Consider the following 19182-nt stretch of genomic DNA (forward strand, 5'->3'; position numbering starts at 1 on the left):
CGGGCGGGGACCGGCGCGAACGAGGAGGAACGACGATGGTGCTGACGCGCGACGAGGATATCCGGGAACTGCTGACGGGCATTCGCACGATCGCGATGGTCGGCGCGTCGGACCGGCCCGACCGGCCGAGCTATCATGTGATGGAGGAGCTGCAGCGGCACGGCTATCGCGTGATTCCGGTCAACCCGCAGATCACCGGCGAGCATATCCATGGCGAATATGTCTTTCGCGAGCTCGCGCAGATCGGCGAGCCGATCGACATGGTCGACATCTTCCGCCGGTCGGAAGCGGCGGGCGAGGTCGTCGACGCGGCGATCGCGGCGGGCGCGAAAGCGGTGTGGATGCAGTTGGGCGTCGTCAACGAGGCCGCGGCCGCGCGCGCCGAGGCGGCGGGGCTGAAGGTCGTGATGGACCGTTGCCCCGCGATCGAGATCCCCCGGCTGGGCATCGCGCCGATCGCCGACGCCGGGGCCTGACCCGGCGCCGGGCGCCCGGCGGTCAGAGCCGGGCGAGCATCGCCAGCAGCGCGTCGACGTCGCGGGCATCCTGATAGAGACCGAAGCCGATGCGGAGCACGTCGCCGCGGACGTCGGTGATGACGTCGTGCCGCGCGAGCGTGCGCTGCCATTCGGCGGCGTGCGGGCTGCGCAGCGCGAGGAAGCGCGCCTGCGGTCCCGCGCCCGACGGCGGGTTGAGCAGTTCGGCGGGGAGCGTCGCCGCAGCGAGGAAACGGTCGCGCAGCGCCGCGCAATGCGCGCCGACGGCGCGCGTGTCGAGCCGTTCGCGCGCGAGCATGTCGCGCACCGCGACGAAGCGATAGAGCCCCGAGGGATCGAAGGTCGAACCGAGGAAACGGCGCGCATCGGGGGCATAGCCGACACGGCCGGGGGGCAGCGCCAGATCCTCGAACTCGGCATACCAGCCGGTGATCGCCGGGCGCGCGCCATAGCCCGGCGGCGCATGGAGGAACGCGACGCCTTCGCCCGCCATCGCATATTTGTAGCCGCCGGCGAGATAGAAGACGCGGTCGGCGAGCGCCGACAGGTCGGTTTCGACCGCCATGAAGCCGTGATAGCCGTCGATCACCACCCAGGGACCGTCGGGGCGCGCGCAGCCGGCGAGCGCGGCCATCGCCGCCGCGTCGAGGATCGCGCCGGTGCCGAACTGGACCTGGCTGACGAAGACGAGGTCGAACCCGCCCGCGGCGGCGCGCGCGGGCAGATCGGCCAGCGGCACGCGCGTGACGGTAGCGGTGCCCGCCTCTTCCCAGCGCGCGGCCTGGCGGCGGAAGCTGTGGAACTCGCCGTCGCTCGTCAGGATGCGCAGCGGCCGCGCCGCGGGAAAGGCCGAGACGATGCGCAGCAGCAGATCGTGCGTGTTCGCGGCAAAGACGACGCTCGCCGGATCGGGCAGGTGCAGCTCGTCGGCGACGTGGCGCTGGGCCGCCGGCCAGATCTCGCCCATCACGCGGCCCCATTTGTGGTCGGCGAGGCGGGCGGCATCCTCCCAGGCGGCGAGATGGCCGAGCCAGCTCGCGTCGGGCCACAGGTGATGGCTGTGCGCCGCGAAGTGCAGCCGTTCGGGATCGGCGGCGATCGCGCGCTGGAAGAGGTGCTTGTAGCTGGTCACAGGTCGGTCCGCAGCGCCCAGAGTTCGGGGAAGGCGCGCTTGGCGAGCGTCGATTCGAGATAGGGGACGCCGTTGGTGCCGCCGGTGCCCGGCTTGCCGCCGATGACGCGGCTGACGGTAAGGACGTGCTTGTGCCGCCAGGTGGCGAGCGCGTCGTCAATATCGACCAGCTTTTCGGCGAGCTGATAGAGATCCCAGTAACGGTTGGTGTCGCGATAGACCTGCCCCCAGGCGGCGCGGACGGCATCGTGCGCGACATAGGGCTGCGTCCAGTCGCGATCGAGGACCGCGGCGGGGAGATCGAAACCGGCGGCGGCGAGCGCGGCATTGGCGTCGTCCCACAGGCTCGGCCGCGCGGCATGTTCGCGCGTGAGCGGCCCCGGCACGCCGCCGCCGCGCAGCCCGAGCAGCGTCTCGACCGCGCGGAACTGGTCCGACTGGAACCCCGAGCTGGTGCCGAGCACGCTGCGGAAACGGGTATAGTCGCTGGGCGTCATCGTCGCGAGCACGTCCCAGCTGAGCGTCATCACCGCCTGGATGCGGCTGACGCGCGCCAGCCCCTTGTACGCCTCGATCAGCCGATGGTCGCGCACGAGCTGCTTGGCGAGCAGGATCTCGGCGATCATCTGCTTGAGCCACAGCTCCTTGGTCTGGTGGATGATGATGAACAGCAGTTCGTCATGGCGATCCGAAAGCGGATGCTGCGCGGCGAGCAGTTCGTCGAGCGCGAGGTAGCGGCCATAGGTCATCGGGGCGTCGGTCACGGGCGCTCCTCACAGGGCGAAGTTTAGGAAGTTTAGGGTCACGTCGCGTAACGCCCCGCCCGGCCGGCGGCGCGGAAGACCGGCGCGCGGGGGCATGACGGGGCGAGTCGGCGGCTGCATGGGCCGAGCCCTAACCGATTTGGAACGAGTAGGAAAATCGCGTTTCGGACAGCGTTGGCAGGCGGTGCGGCCGCCCCGGACCGCCCCCCGACCCGCCCCCGGACCCGCCCCACGACCCGCGCCGGGTGGGCGCGGGCCGGGCGGGGCCGCGCCGGTCAGTCGCGCAGCAGTTCGTTGATGCCGGTCTTGCTGCGCGTCTGGGCGTCGACGGTCTTGACGATCACCGCGCAATAGAGGCCGGGCTTGCCGTCCTCCGACGGGAGCGTGCCGGGCACCACCACCGCATAGGGCGGCACTTCGCCGCGATAGACCTGGCCGGTCGCGCGATCGACGATCTTGGTCGAGGCACCGAGATAGACGCCCATCGACAGGACCGCGCCCTCGCCGACGCGCACGCCCTCGGCCACTTCCGAACGCGCGCCGATGAACGCGCCGTCGCCGATGATGACCGGATCGGCCTGAAGCGGTTCGAGCACGCCGCCGATGCCGACGCCGCCCGAGAGGTGGACGTTGCGGCCGATCTGCGCACAACTGCCGACGGTCGCCCAGGTATCGACCATCGTGCCCTCGCCGACATAGGCGCCGATATTGACGAAGCTGGGCATCAGCACCGCGCCCCTGGCGATGTGCGCGCCGTGGCGGACGATGCTGCCCGGCACCGCGCGGAAGCCCGCGGCGCGGAACGCGGCCTCGCCCCAGCCGGTGAACTTCGACGGCACCTTGTCGAACCAGGCGGTGCCTTCGGGCCCGGGAACGACGGCATTGTCGTTGAGGCGGAAGCTGAGCAGCACGGCTTTTTTGAGCCACTGGTTGACCTGCCAGCCGCCCTGCGCGGTCGGTTCGGCGACGCGCGCCTCGCCGCGATCGAGCAGGTTGAGCGCCTCGGCCACCGCCTCGCGCACGGCGCCCCGGGTGTCGAAGCCCAGGCTGGCGCGGTCTTCCCAAGCCGAATCGATGATGGATGCAAGGTCGGTCACGTCAGTCCTCCAGAATGGTGTGGAGCCAGTCGCCGAGATCGCGAATGGTATAGTCGATGAAGCTGCGGTCGGCATCGGGCGTCTGTTCGGACCCGTTGTCGATCCATACGGTCGTCATGCCGATCGCCTTGGCCGGTTTGAGGTTGCGCGCCATGTCCTCGACGAACAGCGCCGTCGCGGGATCGATCGCATAGGCCTGGCACAGCCCGGCATAGGCCTGGGGATCGGGTTTCGGCCGATAGTCGGTCGCATGGATGTCGTGGATCGCCTCGAAGCTGTCGTGCAGCCCCAGCCGTTCGAGCACGCGCGTCGCATAGGGGGCGTCGCCGTTGGTGAAGACGAGCTTGCGCCCCGGCAGCCGCGCCAGCGCCTCGACCAGCGGCGCGTTGTGCGCGAGCGCGCTCATGTCGACGTCGTGGACGAAGTCGAGATAATGGTGCGGATCGACGCCGTGTTCGGCCATCAGCCCCGACAGCGTGGTGCCGTGCGCGTGGAAATAGGCCTTTTGCACGCGGTGCGCCTCGTCGGCGTCGCAATCGAGCAGGTTGCGGACATATTCGCCGATCCGCGCGTCGATGTGCGCGAACAGGTTGGCGCTCGCAGGATAGAGCGTGTTGTCCAGATCGAAGATCCAGTGGCGGACATGGGAAAGCTCGGCGCGCATCGTGGCGGGCGTTAAGCGCCGCACCCGTTCGTGGCAAGCGCAGGCCGGCGCGCGACAAGGATGGAAATCGCCGCGCGCATCCCCATCTGACGCGAATGACAGCCTATTCGTTGCTCGATCTGGTCCCCGTGCGCGAAGGCGGCACGCTGACCGAGGCCTTTGCCAATGCCGCCGCGATCGCCGCCCATGCCGAAAGCCTGGGCTTTACGCGTTACTGGGTGGCCGAACATCACGGGATGGAAGGCATTGCCAGCGCGGCCACCGCGGTCGTGCTCGCGCATGTCGGCCAGGCGACGCGCACGATCCGCATCGGCGCGGGCGGCATCATGCTGCCCAACCATTCGCCGCTGCAGATCGCCGAGCAGTTCGGCACGCTCGACGCGCTGTTCCCCGGCCGCATCGACCTGGGGCTGGGGCGTGCGCCCGGATCGGACCAGCGCGTCGCGGCGGCGATCCGGCGCGGGCTGGCGAACGACCCCGACGGTTTCCCGCGCGACGTGATCGAGCTGCAGCAGTTCCTGGCCGGCCGCGATCCGGGCGGCGTGCGTGCGACGCCGGGCGCGGGCGCCGACGTGCCGCTGTGGATCCTGGGGTCGAGCCTGTTCGGCGCGCGGCTGGCGGCGATGCTGGGGCTCCCCTATGCCTTTGCGTCGCATTTCGCGCCGGCGATGCTCGACGAGGCGATCGCGATCTATCGCGAGACGTTCCGCCCGTCGGCGGCGCTGGCGCGCCCGCACGTGATGCTGGGGTTCAACCTGTTCGCCGCCGATACCGACGGCGAGGCCGAGATGCTGGCGAGTTCGCAGCAGCAGGCGTTCGTCGCGCTGCGCACGACGGGCCGCGGGATCAAGCTGCCGCCGCCGGTGTCGCTGTATCGCCGCGGGCTGAGCCGCGGCGTGCAGGACATGCTCGACCAGGTGCTCGCGGCATCGGCGATCGGCAGCCCGGCGACGGTGGCCGAGCAGGTGGCGGCATTCGTCAAGCGCACGGGCGCCGACGAACTGATGCTGACCAGCCCGATCTATGACCAGCAGGCACGCAAGCGCAGCCTGACGATCGCCGCCGAGGTGATGGCGGGGCTCAGGACGCCAGTGGAAGCCTGAGCCGCACGAGCAGCCCGCCGAGATCCTCGCTCTCTTCGAGCCCGACGGTGCCGCCATAGATTTCGACGACGTCGCGCACGATCGCGAGGCCGAGCCCGGTGCCGGGCTTGCCCGTGTCGAGCCGGACGCCGCGATCGAAGATGCGCAGCCGGTCGGCCTCGGGAATGCCGACGCCGTCGTCCTCGATCTGGATCTCGACGAAGCCCGCCGCGGCGGCGACGGTGATGAACACGCTGCCCCCGCCATATTTGGCGGCGTTTTCGACAAGGTTGCCGAGGATCTCGTCGAGATCCTGGCGTTCGATATGCGCGACGAGATCCTGTGCGCCGGTGACGTCGAGCCGGACATTCGGATAGAGGCGCGAGACCGCGCGTTCGACCGCCTCGATCGACGGCCAGACGCGCGCGCGGCTGTGTGCGCTGCCGCGGCGGCCGACCGCGCGGGCGCGGGCGAGATGGTGGTCGACCTGGCGGCGCATCGTCCGCGCCTCGCGGATCACGGTGGCGGCGAGATCGTCCGACCCCGCGGCGGCGGCGTTCATGATGACGGTGAGCGGCGTCTTGAGCGCATGGGCGAGGTTGCCGGCATGGCGGCGCGCCTCCTCCGCCTGGCGATCATTATGTTCGACGAGCGCGTTGAGCTCCTCGACCAGCGGCGCGATCTCGGCGGGCATGCGCTCGTCGATCCGCGTCGACTTGCCGGCGCGCAGCCGGGCGATTTCGGAGCGGACCTTGCGCAGCGGGCGCAGGCCGTACCAGGTCTGAAGCCCCACCATCACGATCAGCCCGAGCGCGAGCAGCGCGAAGCTGCGCACCAGCGTGCGGCGCAGCGTCGCGATCGATTCGTCGAGCCCCTCGCGGCTCTGTGCCACCTGGAAGCGCCACCAGACGGGCGAGCCGGGCAGCTTGACGTCGCGTTCGGCGATGCGCAGCCGCTGGTTGCCCGGATCGTGCGGATCGCGGTTGGGATCGACGAACTCGTCGCTGTCATATTTGTGGAGCTCGCGGTCGCGGTGGCCGGCGCCGACGCGCAGCCGGCGGTCCCACAGCGAGCGCGAGGGAAAGGGTTCGAAGCCCGGCGCGCTGATCTGCCAATAGGCGCCCGAATTGGGTTCGAGGAAGCGCTGGTCGGCGAGTTCGCGGTTGAGCGCCACCTCGCCGTTCGACGCGAGTTCGGCGGTGACGATCATCGAGTTGAGCAGATAGTCGAGCTGGTCGTCGAAATTCTGCGTGATCGCGCGGGTGAGGACATGGTCGAGCGCGAGCCCGCCGCCGAGCAGCAGGATCATGATCCACGCGCTGGCGATGAGCATCATCCGGCGGCTGACCGAACCGCCCGCGCGCAGGCGGCGCGGGGAATCGGCCGATTCGTCGTCGGCGGACTCGGGGTCGGCAGACTGGGCGTCGGCGGACCCGGTGTCGACGGACCCGGCAGCGTCGGCGCCGGCATGCGCGGGCGCGGGCGCGGGCGCGTCGTCGGGGCCGGCGTCGGGCAGGGGAGGTGCGTCCGCCGGACGCTCGGCCGTCATCTCAGGCGTCCGCCGGTTCCTCGAGGCTGTAGCCCAGGCCGCGGATCGTGGTGATGACGTCCTGGCCCAGCTTCTTGCGGATGCGCGTCACGAACACCTCGATCGTGTTCGAATCACGGTCGAAATCCTGGTCGTAGATATGCTCGATCAGCTCGGTGCGGCTGACCACCTTGCCCTTGTGGTGGAGCAGGTAGCTGAGCAGCTTGTATTCCTGGGCGGTGAGCTTGACCGGGGCGCCCGCCTTGGTGACCTTGCCCGAGCGCGTGTCGAGCCGGATGTCGCCCGCGGTGAGTTCGGCCGAGGCGTTGCCCGAGGCGCGGCGGATCAGCGCGCGCAGCCGGGCGATCAGCTCCTCGGTCTGGAACGGCTTGGCGACATAGTCGTCGGCGCCCGCATCGAGCCCGGCGACCTTGTCGGACCAGCTGTCGCGCGCGGTGAGGACGAGGACCGGCGTGGTCTTGCCCTCCTTGCGCCAGCGGTCGAGCACGGTCAGCCCGTCGATTTCGGGCAGGCCGAGATCGAGCACGATCGCGTCATATTGCTCGTTCGAGCCCAGATAATGCCCCTCCTCGCCATCGGTGGCGAGGTCGACGGCATAGCCGGCGCCTTCCAGCGCGCTCTTGAGCTGCTGGCCGAGATTGGGTTCGTCCTCGACGATCAGAAGTCGCATATGGTCCTGTATCCCCTGTGTGCCCGCAACGCCGTTCAGCCCCCGGCGCGGCGCAGGATGCGGCCGGTGCGGCCGTCCACGTCCACCCAGATCACCGATCCATTGCGCAGGAACTTGAGTGTGTAAATGTCCGACGCCGGGTCATAGTCGAACCCCAGATACTGGGCGCCCGGGATCTGCGGAATCACGCGCCGCTCGATCTCGCGCACCGGCAGGTTCTGCCCGGTGAGGCGGCGGTGACGCGCCATGCCCTGTCCCGTATCCTGGGCATGGGCGTGCGGCACGGTCGCGATGCCGAACGATTCCCCCACGGCCACGCCGCCGGCGAGCGCAAGCGCCGCCAGACACGCACAGACTACAGGTTTCGCCACCATCGCCATTCGAATGGCATAGGGGGCAGGCATTGAATAGCCCCTGAACACACCGGTCAGCCCGCGCTCAGCCAGCGGGCGTGCGGCGGCGGCCCCGCGGGCGGCTTGCGGGCGGCGGCCGTGCCCCCTAGTTGGCGGGGATGGCTGCACCCGTTCTTGCATATGAAAATCTGGGCCTCATCCAGGGCTCGGGCTGGCTGTTCCGCGGGCTCGACCTGTATATCGGCGAGCGCGACCGGCTGGCGCTGATCGGCCGCAACGGCGCGGGCAAGACCACGCTGCTCAAGCTGATCGGCGGCGTGATCGACGCCGACGAGGGGCGGCGGACGATCGTGCCGGGGACGCGCGTGGTGCTGCTGGAACAGGAACCCGACCTGACCGGGTGCGCGACGCTGCTCGATTTCGTGCTGCGCGGCGACGATGCGCCCGCGCAATACGAAGCCGAGGCGATCGCCGACCAGCTGGGCATCGACCTCAACCGCAGCGCCGCGACGGCGAGCGGGGGCGAGCGCCGCCGCGCCGCGATCGCGCGGGCGCTGGCGCAGAATCCCGACGTGCTGCTGCTCGACGAGCCGACCAACCATCTCGACCTGGGCGCGATCGAATGGCTGGAGGACTGGCTCAACCGTTTTTCGGGCGCGTTCGTGGTCATCAGCCACGACCGCACCTTCCTGACCCGGCTGACGCGGCAGACGCTGTGGCTCGACCGCGGGACGATCCGGCGCGCCGAGGTGGGTTTCGGCGGGTTCGACGCGTGGACCGAGCAGGTCTATGCCGAGGAGGAGCGCAACGCCCAGCGGCTCGACGCCAAGCTGAAGATCGAGGAGCACTGGCTCCAGCGCGGCGTCACCGGCCGGCGGCGGCGCAACCAGGGGCGGCTCGCCAAGCTGAAGGAAATGCGGGTGCAGCGCGCGGCGATGCTGGGGCCGCAGGGGACGGCAAACCTCGTCACCGCATCCGACGGCAACCAGACGCGCGTGGTGATCGACGCCGAGAACGTCACCAAGCGCTTCGGCGACCGCACGATCCTGCGCAACTTCACCTTTCGCGTGACCAAGGGCGACCGGATCGGCATCGTCGGCGCCAACGGTGCGGGCAAGTCGACGCTGCTCAAGATCCTGACCGGCGAGCTGGCCCCCGACGAGGGCAGCGTGCGGCTGTCGAAGACGCTCGACGGCGTCATCATCGACCAGCAGCGCAGCCTGATGGCGCCCGACAAGCGCGTGCGCGACGTGCTGGCCGACGGCGGCGACTGGATCGAGGTGCTGGGCGTCAAGAAGCACGTCCACGGCTATCTGAAGGAATTCCTGTTCGACCCGAGCCTGGCCGAGGCCAAGGTGGGATCGCTTTCGGGCGGCGAGCGCTCGCGGCTGTTGCTGGCGCGCGAATTCGCGCGACATTCGAACCTGCTGGTGCTCGACGAGCCGACCAACGACCTTGACCTCGAAACGCTCGACCTGTTGCAGGAAGTGATCGCCGATTATGACGGCACGGTGCTGATCGTCAGCCACGACCGCGACTTTCTCGACCGCACGGTGACGGTGACGCTGGGGCTCGACGGTTCGGGCACGGTCGACATCGTCGCGGGCGGCTATGCCGACTGGGAGGCCAAGCGCCGGCCGCGGATCGAGGCAAAGAAGGTGGCCAAGCCCGCCGCCGCCCCGGTGGCGGAGGCGCCCAAGGCGCGCACCAAGCTGAGCTACAAGGACCAGCGCGATTACGACCTGCTGCCCAAGCGGATCGAGGAAATCGACGCGGCGATCGCGCGCGACGAGGCGGCGCTGGCCGACCCGGCGCTCTATACGCGCGACCCGGCGAAGTTCGCGACACTGAGCGAAGGCATCGCGCGGCTGCGCGAGGAAAAGGACGCCGCCGAGATGCGCTGGCTGGAACTGGCGGAGATGGTCGAAGGGCTGGGCTGAACCGCGCGGTGGCTGGTCCCGGGGCGACGGTGAGAAGCTGGGCCCCGGGTCGAGCCCGGGGCGACGGGTTGGCGCTTGTGGTGGCTCCGGGCGGGCGGCGTTTGCGCGGTGCGTTGGTTCTGGGGCGGCGGTGAGAAGCTGGGCCCCGGGTCGAGCCCGGGGCGACGGGTTTGGGATTGTCGCGGCTCCGGGTGCGTGGCGTTTGCGTGGCGGTTTGGTCTGGGGGCGGCGGTGAGAAGCTGGGCCCCGGGTCGAGCCCGGGGCGACGGGTTTGGGTTTGTGGCGGCTCGGGGCGCCGGCGTTTGCGTGGTGGTTGGTCCGGGGGTGGCGGTGAGATGCCGGGCCTCGGGTCGAGGCCGAGGCAACGGTGGGGCTGCTGCGGCGCGTTACAGCGGTTTGCCCTGTCGTCCGGCGAGTTCGACGACATATTGCCATGCGACGCGGCCCGAGCGGCTGCCGCGGCGGGTTGCCCACTGGATCGCCTCTTCGGGATCGAAGGTGAGGCCGTTCGCCTCGGCATAGCCGCGCACGATGTCGACATAGGTGTCCTGATCGACGACGTGGAAGCCGAGCGACAGGCCGAAACGGTCGGCAAGCGCGAGTTCGTCGTCGGCGGCATCGCGCGGGTTGATCGCGCTCGACTGGGCCTCGATGTCGCGCGGCAGCAGGTGGCGGCGGTTCGAGGTGACGAGCAGGCGGCAATTGGCCGGCCGCGCCTCTGCCCCGCCTTCGAGCAGCGAGCGCAGCGCGCGCGCGTCGCCGACCGCGTCGAAGCCGAGATCGTCGATGAACACCGCGAACGGCCGGTCCACCGTCGCGAGCAGCTCGAACAGCGCGGGGAGCGTTTCGAGATGCGTCGTCGCCGCCTCGACCAGCGCGAGGCGGCCGCCCTGTGCCTGCACCGCGGCGACCGCGCCCTTGACCAGCGCCGACTTGCCGGTGCCGCGCGCGCCCCAGAGCAGCACGTCCTGCGCCGCGGCGCCCGCCGCGAGCCGTTCCAGATTGGCGCGGAGCGCGTCGCGCTGGCGGTCGACGCCGCGCAGCATCGCGAGCGGGAGCGGGGCGAAGGCGCGCGCGGGGGCGAGCGCGTGGCCGCGCCAGACATAGGCGGGATGCGCGGTGAGATCGGCAGGCGGCGGCGGGGGCGGCGCGAGCCGTTCGAGCGCGGCGGCGATGCGGGCGAGCAGGGCGTCGGTCATCGCCCCCCGCTATAGGCGCGGCGCGCGGCGGGGGCAAAGGGCCGCAAGCGGGGCGGGTTCAGCGGTTGGCGGCGACGAGCGCGGCGGCGGCGACGCGATCGGCAAAGCCCGGCGTCGCGAGCGCCGCCGACGCTTCGGCACGCGCGGCGTCGCGGCGCCCGGCTGCGGCATGGATCTGCGCCAGGTGCCAGTGCAGCCCGGCATGGCGCGGGTCGATCGACACCGCCTTTTCGAGCAGTTCGGTCGCGCCCGCGACATCGCCGCCGCGGAACAGCGCCCAGCCATAGGCGTCGTCGACGGCGGGGTTGGCGGGGGCGAGCGCATAGGCCGCCTCGCCGAACTCGGCGGCGGTGTCGGCATCGCCGATTTCGGCATAGGCGGTGGCGAGCGCGGCGTCGAGCAGCGCGTCGCCGTCGCCGATGCGCGCGCGCAGCAGTTCGAACGTGTCGATCGCGGCGGCGAAGTCGCCCGCGGCGAGCTGCCACTGGCCCGCGAGGCGCAGCGCGGTGACGTTGACCGGGTTCTGCGACAGGAACAGCGCGAGCACCTGCGCGGCGGGCCGGCGCTGGCCGGTGGCGTCGAGCGCCTCGACCAGCCGCAACATCGCGGGTTCGTCGAAGCGCAGGTCCGCGGCGCGGCGATAGGCGGGGACGGCGTCGCCCGCGCGGCCGAGCAGCATCAGCGTGTCGCCGAGCAGCTGGTGCGCGCCCGGCGCCCCGGGGTTGCGCGCGGCGATCGCCTGGGCGCGGGCAAGTGCTCCGGCGCGGTCGCCCGCGTCGAGCTGGGCACGGATCAGCGGCACCGCGGCCTCGGGATCGGCCGGGCGGGCGGCGGCGGCGGCGGCGAGCGTGGGGACGGTATCGTCGGCGCGGAACGCGGCGGCCACGGCCGGACCGGGCTGGGCGGCGCGGTCGATCAGCCGCGCGGCGGTGGTGCGCTCGCCGATGCGTTCGAGCCCGCGCGCGACGAGCAGCAGCGCATAGGGGCTGGCATCGGCGCGCGCGACGACGGGGCGCAGCGTGTCGATCGCGTTGCGCGCGGCGTCGCTGCGCAACAGCGCCTGGGCGAGCAGCTCGCGCGCGGCGATGTTCATCGGCTGGCGATCGACGAGCGCGCCGAGCCGGTCGGCGGCCTGCTCATAGGCGCCGCGTTGCAGATCGAGCGTCGCGGCGAGCAGCATCGCGCCGGGAACGCCGTCGACGCCGCCGCCGGTGCGGCCGAGCAGCGTGCGCGCGAGCGCCGGGTTGCCGCCGCGCGCGGCGATCACCGCCTGGAGGTAGAGCGCCTGTGCACTGCCCGGCCGCACCGCGAGCGCGCGGCGGGTGACGGCGAGCGCATCGACGCTGCGCCCGACGTCGCCGAGCGTCGCGGCATATTCGATCAGCAGGTCGTGGCGGCGCGGATCGCGGGCCAGCGCCGCCTCCCACCAGGGCAGCGATGCGACCGGCCCGAACTGGGTGCGGACCATTTCGGCGCGCAGCGCCAGCGGCTCGGTCCCCTGCGGCGCGAACGACACGGCGCGTTCGGACGCCTGGATCGCGCCGAGCACATCGCCGAGATCGGCCTTGAACCGCCCGATCGCGACCCAGAGCGCGGCATCGCGCGGGGCGAGCGCGGCGGCGGCATCGAAGGCGGCGAGCGCCCCCGCCGCATCGCCGCGCAGCGCGAGCGCCCGGCCGCGCAGCCGCAGCGCCGCGGCGCGATCGGCATCGCCCGCCGCATCGAGCTGGGCGAGCGCGCGGTCGGGCTGGCGTTCGAGGATCAGCGCCTCGGCCCGCGCGAGCGCGAGCGTGCGCGGCGGTGCGCCGGTTTCGGCCGCACGCTGGAGCACGCCGTCGGCCCCCGGACCGTCGCCGAGCGCCAGCAGCGCGTGCGCGAGCGCGAGTTGCGCATCGGCGGCGCCGGGTTGTGCATGGACCGCCGCCGTCGCGGCATCGCGCGCGGTGCTGGCGTCGCCCGCCGCGAGCGCGGCCACGCTGCGCGCCGTCTCGCGCCCGGCGGCGGCGGGGTCGATCGAGGCGGGGCGTAGCACCGCCCAGCCGGTGATCGCGACCGCCGCCATCGCCACGGCAATGCCGATCACGATCGCGCGGCGCAGCCGGCCGGCGCGATGGCGGCGTGGCGCGAGCGCGCGCGATTCAGGGCTGGAGGTCATAGGCCTTCATCAGATCGTAGAGCGTCGGACGGCTGATGCCGAGCAGCCGGGCGGTGCCCGAGATGTTGCCGTGCGTCCGCGCGAGCGCGTGGCGAATCGCCTTGCGGTCGGCCATTTCGCGTGCGGCCTTGAGGTTGATCGGCAGCGTGTCGTCGTCGGGCGCGGCGAGATCGAGATCCTCGGCGGTGATCCGCTTGCCCTCGGCCATGATGACCGCGCGCTTCACGCGGTTTTCGAGCTCGCGGACATTGCCCGGCCAGCTCCAGGCGTCGATCGCGGCGAGCGCATCGGGCGCGAAGCTGCGCGCGGCGCCGTGCATCGCGGGGGCGTGCCGGTTGAGGAAATGGCGCGCGAGCAGCGCGGCGTCGCCCGGCCGCTCGGCGAGCGTGGGGATGCGCACGACGATTTCGGCGAGACGGTAATAGAGATCCTCGCGGAAGCGCCCCTCGGCCACCATCGCGGCGAGATCCTGGTGCGTGGCGCAGACGACGCGCGTGTCGACCGCGATCGGGCGGCGCCCGCCGACGCGTTCGATGACGCGTTCCTGGAGGAAGCGGAGCAGCTTGACCTGAAGCGCGAGCGGGACGTCGCCGATTTCGTCGAGGAACAGCGTGCCGCCGTGCGCCAGCTCGATCTTTCCCTCGACCGTCTTGACCGCGCCGGTGAAGGCGCCCTTTTCGTGGCCGAACAGCTCGCTTTCGAGCAGCGTTTCGGGGATCGCGGCGCAGTTGATCGCGACGAAGCGGCCGGCGCGGCGCGGCGACGCGTCGTGGAGCCCGCGCGCGAGCAGTTCCTTGCCGGTGCCGCTGGCGCCGAGCAGCATCACCGAGACATCGGCAGGCGCGACGCGTTCGATCGTGCGCGTCACCTTGAGCATTTCGGGCGCGGCGGTGATGATTCCGCCGGGCAGCGGCGCATCGCCGATGCGCGCGGCGAGCCGGCGGTTTTCGGCCTCGAGCGCGTGGACGTGGAAGGCGCGCGCGACGATCAGCCCCAGCGCGTCGATGTCGATCGGCTTCTGATAGAAGTCCCACGCCCCCGCGGCGATCGCGCGCAGCATCGATTCGTGCGCGCCGTGCCCCGAGGCGACGATCAGCTTGGCATGCGGATCGAGCGCGAGCATCGCGTCGAGCGTCGCGAAGCCTTCGCTGGTGCCGTCGGGATCTGGCGGCAGGCCGAGGTCGAGCGTCACCACCTGGGGCTGTTCGGCGCGCATCACCGCCAGCGCCTCTTCGCGATCGGCGGCGGTGAAGATCGCATAGCCTTCATAGGCCCAGCGCAACTGGCGCTGGAGCCCGGCGTCGTCCTCGACGATCAAGAGCTTGCGGGGCTCGGTCATGCGGCTTGCTCCACGGCGGGGCGATGCGGCCCGGCGGCATCGGTGGCGTCAGCGGCGGCGGCTTCGAGCGCGATGCGGAAGCGGCTGCCCTGCCCCTCGCGCGAGGTCGCGTCGAGCGTGCCGCCCATCGCGAGGACGAGCTGGCGCGCCTCGAACGCGCCGATGCCGAAGCCGCCGGCCTTGGTCGAGACAAAGGGTTTGAACAGGCCGTCGCGCACGAACCCCGGCGCCATGCCGCAGCCGCGGTCGATGACGTCGATCGTGACGTGGCGCGAATCGGCCGCGACGAGCACCGTCACCGCCGCACCGGGCGCGCTCGCCTCGACCGCATTCTGGACGAGGTGGCCGACGACCTGTTCGAGCGCGACGGGATCGGCATGCGCGACGGGCTCGCCGGCGGCATGGACCTCGACCGGATGCGTGCCGCTGCGCGCCGCGACTGCGCGCGCGACGATCGGCGCGATCGCGACCGGCTGGGCCGCACAGGGGCCGCCCGCCGCGCGCTGCGACAGCCGGGCGAGCAGCGCCGACATACGGTCGGCCGATTCGCGCAGCGTCGCGACCATGTCCGCCCGGAAGGCGGGATTGTCGGCGTGCCGCTCGGCGTTGCGCGCGGTGAGCGTAAGCTGGCTGACCAGGTTCTTGATGTCGTGCAGGATGAAGGCGAAGCGGCGGTTGAACTCCTCGAACCGCTGGGCATCGGCAAGCGCCGCCTGCGCACGCGCCTCTGCCAGATAACGCGCCGCCTGGCTGGCGGCGACGCGGAGCAGGTCGAGATCCTCCCAGTCGAGCGGGCGGCGGACCGGCGGTCGGGCGAGCAGGATCGCCCCCGCCAGGCCGTGGCGGTGCGGCAGCGGCACGAGCACCCAGGCATCGGGATGATCGAGCATCCAGCGCGGGAGCGCGGTCGCGTCGGCGGGATCGGCCCGGCCGGCGCGGATCGCATCGAGATCGAGGATGCGGCCATGGCCCGCGAGCACGCCCGCCAGCGTCGGCTCCGGCTGAAGCGGCACGGTGTCGAGATCCCAGTTCCAGTGCGCGGCCACCGTGAGCCCGCCGACATCGTGCGCGAGCAGCAGCCCGGCGGGCGAATCGGTGAGATCGGCCATCGCCTTGACGATGCGCGCGTCGAGCGCGGCGCCGCCTTCGGGCGCGCCGAGCGTTTCGGTGAAACGCATCCATTCGGCGCGATAGTCGTAGCGGTGGCGGAACAGATGCTTGGCGAGCTTGACCTTGATCCAGGCGCGCAGCCAGCTGTTCGAGACGAGCGCGAGCAGCGCGGCGCTCGACCCCAGGATCAGCGCGGTCTGGAGCAGCCGCGCATGCGTCCCCGCGAGCGAGGCGAGCGCGCTGGAGGCGAGCGCGAGCAGCGCGAAATAGGCGCCGAGCGCGACCAGCGACAGCGACTGGTAGGTGATGGTGCGCGACACCCGCACCGACCAGATGTCGCGGCGCTGGAGCCCCGCGCCGATCGCGAGCGCGCCCGCGCCGATCACCAGCCCGCGCAGCACGTCGAGCGCGCCGGGGACGCCGCCGGCAAGATAATCGGTGACGGCGCGGAAAAGCTCGACCCCCCAGAGCGCGGCGAGGCCCAGTTCGATCCAGCGCAGCCCGCTATGCGCATCGGGTTCGAGCGCCGTGTCGAGCGCCTGGACGAGCACGAGCGCGGCGACGGCCGACAGCATGCGCAGCAACGCGACGGTGCTGGCATCGCCCGCCGCGGCGGGGACCGCGGCCTGGGCGAGATGGAGCAGCAGCGCGGCGAGGTTGACGAGGATGACGACGCCATAGACGGTGCCGATCGCCACCGGCAGCCGGGCGGCGCGCGGCGCGGCGCGGTGATGGAGCACCGCCATGACGAGCAGCCAGGCGAGGTTGCGCAGCAATTCGGCAAGCGCGGTGGCCGGATCGCCCTGGCCGATCCCGGCGACCGCGAGCGCCCAGAGCGCGGTCAGCCCGAACGCAGCCGCGAGCAGCCCGCGCGGCAGGCGCCGTTCGGGCGTGCGCCACGCCGACGCGGCCAGCACGCCGCAGAGCAATGCGACGATCGCATGGCTCCACAGGACCAGCGCGGCGGTCATTACCGCGCGCCTTCCGGAAACAGGATGACGCGGACGGTCTGGAGCAGGATCAGCAGATCGAGGAAGGGCGAATAGTTCTTGGCGTAGAATAGGTCATATTCGAGCTTCTGGCGCGAATCGTCGATCGACGCGCCATAGGGATAGTTGATCTGTGCCCAGCCGGTGATGCCCGGCTTGACCATGTGGCGTTCGGCATAGAAGGGCAGTTGCTGTTCGAGATCCTCGACGAACTGGGGGCGTTCGGGGCGGGGGCCGACAAAGCTCATCTCCCCCTTGAGGACGGTCCAGCACTGGGGCAGCTCGTCGATGCGCAGCTTGCGGATGATGCGGCCGACGCGGGTGATGCGCGGATCGTCCTTTTCGGCCCAGACCGCCTGGCCCGGCGCCTCGGCATCCTGGCGCATCGAGCGCAGCTTGATGACGTCGAACGGCGTGCCGTAGAGGCCGACGCGGCGCTGACGATAGAAGGCGGGACCGCGGCTTTCGAGCTTGATGATCGCCGCGGTGAACAGGATCAGCGGCGTCGTCAGCACGAGCAGGATCAGGCTGGCGGTGATGTCGAACACGCGCTTGAACACGCTCGACAGCATCCGGCCCGACGAAAAGCCGTCGGAGAAGATCAGCCAGCTGGGGTTGACGCTGTCGAGATCGACGCGGCCGGTCTCGCGTTCGAGGAAGGTCGAGATCTCGTTGACATGGATGCCCGCGGTCTTGATCCGCAGCAGATCCTTGAGCGGCAGCGCGTTGCGGCGTTCCTCGAGCGCGAGCACGACCTCGCTGGCGTTGAGCAGCTCGACATGGTCGGTGAGGTTGTAGATGGCGTCGCGCGCGATCGCTTCGGGGATGACGCGGTTGGCCTCGCTCATCGCGACATAGCCGACGACCGCGAAACCCGAACCCGGTGCCTGGGCAAGCGCCTTGAGCCGCGCGGCGCGCGGGCCGGCGCCGAGCACGACGATCCGCCGCTTGAACACCTGGCTGCCCAGCGTCTTGCCGAGCAGGATGCGCAGCAGCACGAGCAGCACGAGCGCCACGCCCATCGCGTAGAGCAGGTTCGAGCGCCAGAAGCTGATCTGGGGAATGAGGAAGTAGAGGAAGCTGAGCGCGATCGCGCCGATCGAGATGGCGACGAGCAGCCGCGCCACGGCGTAGCGCAGCGATTGCAGCGCATCGTTGCCATAGGCGCCGACCATCATCATCGAAAGCTGGATGAAGACGAGGAAGCTGGCGAGCTGGGGCCAGCGTTCGGTGATCGGTCCCGGCGCCATGCCGATCTGATGCGCGCGCAGGATCCACCCGATCTCCCCCGCCGCGACGAGCATCAGGGCGTCGAGCAGGCCGAGCAGCAGCACCGCGTTGGGCACGTAATGCTTGAACAATCGGATCATCGTCCCGCCCGTCTAGCGCGCAAGTGTAAACAAAACCGACATTGCGTGATGCGGATCAAGGCGCGCCGCCGCCGCGCGTCGCGGCGTGCAGCGTCACGAAATTGCCCGATACTCGGTGCAACGGTTGCCGATGTGAACCGTTTTTTCGGATCGGGGGCAGTATCCGACACAAGAACCGCAATTGTATCCAGCGTTGAGGGAGCCTCGCACGATGTCCGAATCGTCGCCCATCCAGCCCGTCATCCTGTCGGGCGGATCGGGAAGTCGCCTGTGGCCGATGTCGCGCCCCGAGCAGCCCAAGCAGCTGCTCGCGCTGACCGCCGAGGAGACGATGCTTCAGTTGACGGCACGGCGCACGCTGGGCGCCGGCTTTGCCGCGCCGATCGTCGTCGCCAACGCCGCGCACGCCGCCAAGGTGGAGGCGCAGCTGGCGGCGATCGACGTGGCGGCCGAGGCGCTGGTGCTCGAACCGACGGGGCGCAACACCGCGCCGGCGATCGCGCTGGCCGCGCTGGCGGCGGGCGGCGGGGCGACGCCGATTCTGGTGATGCCCTCGGACCATGTGATCGGCGACGTCGAGGCGTTTCATGCCGCGGTCGCGGCGGCACGGCCGCTGGTCGATCAGGGATGGCTCGTCACCTTCGGCATCACCCCCGACGCCCCCGAGACCGGCTATGGCTGGATCAAGGTGGGGGCGGCGGTGGCGGCGCGGGTCCATCGCGTCGACCGCTTCGTCGAGAAGCCGCCGCGCGACCGCGCCGAGGCGATGCTCGCCGCCGGCGACCATGTGTGGAACGGCGGCATCTTCCTGTTCCGCGCCGATGCCTATCTGGACGCGCTGGGGACGTTTGCGCCGGCAATCCTGCGCGCGGTCGAAAAGGCGATGGCGCGCGCGCGGCGCGAGGGCAGCCGGCTGTGGCCCGATGCCGAGGCCTTTGCCAAATGCCCCGCCGATTCCATCGACTATGCGGTGATGGAGAAGGCCGACCGCGTGGCGGTGGTGCCCGTTTCGATGGGGTGGAACGATGTCGGCAGCTGGGACGCGCTCCACGCGATCAGCGATTGCGACAGCCTGGGCAATGTCTGTCGCGGCGACGTGGTGGCGATCGATTCGACCAACTGCATGGTGCGCAGCGATGCGGGCAAGCGCGTCGCGCTGGTGGGCGTGAGCGACCTGATCGTCGTCGCGTCGGGCGACGATGTGCTCATCCTGCCGCGCGGCCGCAGCCAGGACGTGCGCAAGGTGATCGAGGCGCTGGGGCGCTGACGCGC

Annotated in this window: 16 protein-coding genes; 4 read left to right on the top strand and 12 right to left on the bottom strand. The window is 71.1% G+C overall.

Going from position 1 to position 19182, the window contains the following annotated elements:
- Positions 1 to 35: 35 nt before the first annotated feature.
- A complete protein-coding gene (locus ACT3CF_RS02570) occupies positions 36 to 476 on the top strand; it encodes a CoA-binding protein (protein WP_478420163.1) in 441 nt (146 codons plus the stop codon).
- Between the two features lie 22 nt (positions 477 to 498).
- On the opposite strand, the gene ACT3CF_RS02575 is transcribed toward ACT3CF_RS02570, so the two are convergent.
- From ACT3CF_RS02575 to ACT3CF_RS02590, 4 genes are all read right to left on the bottom strand, one after another.
- Positions 499 to 1629, bottom strand: a complete 1131-nt coding sequence (locus ACT3CF_RS02575) for an aminotransferase class V-fold PLP-dependent enzyme (protein ID WP_478420164.1) — start codon at positions 1627 to 1629, stop codon at positions 499 to 501.
- A complete protein-coding gene (locus ACT3CF_RS02580; protein WP_478420165.1) occupies positions 1626 to 2393 on the bottom strand; it encodes a tryptophan 2,3-dioxygenase in 768 nt (255 codons plus the stop codon). The genes ACT3CF_RS02575 and ACT3CF_RS02580 overlap by 4 nt, the downstream gene beginning before the upstream one ends.
- Before the next feature lie 275 nt (positions 2394 to 2668).
- On the bottom strand, positions 2669 to 3490 hold the full coding sequence (gene dapD / locus ACT3CF_RS02585; protein ID WP_478420166.1) for a 2,3,4,5-tetrahydropyridine-2,6-dicarboxylate N-succinyltransferase: 822 nt from the start codon (positions 3488 to 3490) through the stop codon (positions 2669 to 2671).
- Position 3491: 1 nt separating this feature from the next.
- Entirely contained in the window at positions 3492 to 4154 is a 663-nt protein-coding gene (locus ACT3CF_RS02590) for a pyrimidine 5'-nucleotidase (RefSeq protein WP_478420167.1), read from the bottom strand.
- A 95-nt stretch (positions 4155 to 4249) separates the two neighbouring features.
- Between ACT3CF_RS02590 and ACT3CF_RS02595 the strand changes: the two genes are divergently transcribed.
- Positions 4250 to 5257 carry an LLM class flavin-dependent oxidoreductase gene (locus ACT3CF_RS02595; RefSeq protein ID WP_478420168.1) on the top strand — a complete coding sequence of 336 codons (1008 nt, stop codon included), beginning with the start codon at positions 4250 to 4252 and terminating at the stop codon, positions 5255 to 5257.
- Here ACT3CF_RS02595 and ACT3CF_RS02600 read toward each other — a convergent pair.
- From ACT3CF_RS02600 to ACT3CF_RS02610, 3 genes are all read right to left on the bottom strand, one after another.
- Entirely contained in the window at positions 5235 to 6572 is a 1338-nt protein-coding gene (locus tag ACT3CF_RS02600; protein ID WP_478421321.1) for a sensor histidine kinase, read from the bottom strand. The genes ACT3CF_RS02595 and ACT3CF_RS02600 overlap by 23 nt on opposite strands.
- 214 nt (positions 6573 to 6786) lie before the next feature.
- A complete protein-coding gene (locus tag ACT3CF_RS02605) occupies positions 6787 to 7455 on the bottom strand; it encodes a response regulator transcription factor (protein ID WP_478420169.1) in 669 nt (222 codons plus the stop codon).
- A gap of 35 nt (positions 7456 to 7490) precedes the next feature.
- Positions 7491 to 7859 carry a hypothetical protein gene (locus ACT3CF_RS02610; RefSeq protein ID WP_478420170.1) on the bottom strand — a complete coding sequence of 123 codons (369 nt, stop codon included), beginning with the start codon at positions 7857 to 7859 and terminating at the stop codon, positions 7491 to 7493.
- A gap of 107 nt (positions 7860 to 7966) precedes the next feature.
- On the opposite strand from ACT3CF_RS02610, the gene ACT3CF_RS02615 reads away from it, so the two are divergent.
- On the top strand, positions 7967 to 9748 hold the full coding sequence (locus ACT3CF_RS02615) for an ABC-F family ATP-binding cassette domain-containing protein (protein ID WP_478420171.1): 1782 nt from the start codon (positions 7967 to 7969) through the stop codon (positions 9746 to 9748).
- A 386-nt stretch (positions 9749 to 10134) separates the two neighbouring features.
- On the opposite strand, the gene ACT3CF_RS02620 is transcribed toward ACT3CF_RS02615, so the two are convergent.
- Genes ACT3CF_RS02620 through ACT3CF_RS02640 form a run of 5 tightly spaced genes read right to left on the bottom strand, consistent with a single transcriptional unit; the run spans position 10135 to position 17910 of the window.
- The gene (locus ACT3CF_RS02620) at positions 10135 to 10947 is read right to left on the bottom strand and encodes an ATP-binding protein (protein WP_478420172.1); all 813 of its coding nucleotides are present in this window, start codon (positions 10945 to 10947) and stop codon (positions 10135 to 10137) included.
- A gap of 58 nt (positions 10948 to 11005) precedes the next feature.
- Complete coding sequence (locus ACT3CF_RS02625) at positions 11006 to 13102, bottom strand: tetratricopeptide repeat protein (RefSeq protein WP_478420173.1); 2097 nt, start codon at positions 13100 to 13102, stop codon at positions 11006 to 11008.
- Positions 13086 to 14441 carry a PEP-CTERM-box response regulator transcription factor gene (gene prsR, locus ACT3CF_RS02630; protein ID WP_478420174.1) on the bottom strand — a complete coding sequence of 452 codons (1356 nt, stop codon included), beginning with the start codon at positions 14439 to 14441 and terminating at the stop codon, positions 13086 to 13088. Before prsR ends, ACT3CF_RS02625 begins: the two co-directional genes overlap by 17 nt.
- Positions 14438 to 16522: an XrtA/PEP-CTERM system histidine kinase PrsK gene (gene prsK, locus ACT3CF_RS02635; protein ID WP_478420175.1), complete on the bottom strand. Its 2085-nt coding sequence runs from the start codon at positions 16520 to 16522 to the stop codon at positions 14438 to 14440. The genes prsR and prsK overlap by 4 nt, the downstream gene beginning before the upstream one ends.
- Positions 16522 to 17910 (bottom strand): TIGR03013 family XrtA/PEP-CTERM system glycosyltransferase, encoded by a 1389-nt coding sequence (locus ACT3CF_RS02640; protein ID WP_478420176.1) that lies wholly within the window; start codon positions 17908 to 17910, stop codon positions 16522 to 16524. The genes prsK and ACT3CF_RS02640 overlap by 1 nt, the downstream gene beginning before the upstream one ends.
- Before the next feature lie 211 nt (positions 17911 to 18121).
- On the opposite strand from ACT3CF_RS02640, the gene ACT3CF_RS02645 reads away from it, so the two are divergent.
- Positions 18122 to 19177, top strand: coding sequence for a mannose-1-phosphate guanylyltransferase/mannose-6-phosphate isomerase (locus ACT3CF_RS02645; protein WP_478420177.1), 1056 nt, complete (start codon positions 18122 to 18124; stop codon positions 19175 to 19177).
- Positions 19178 to 19182 lie beyond the last annotated feature (5 nt).

The organism is Sphingomonas chlorellae (assembly GCF_056485145.1).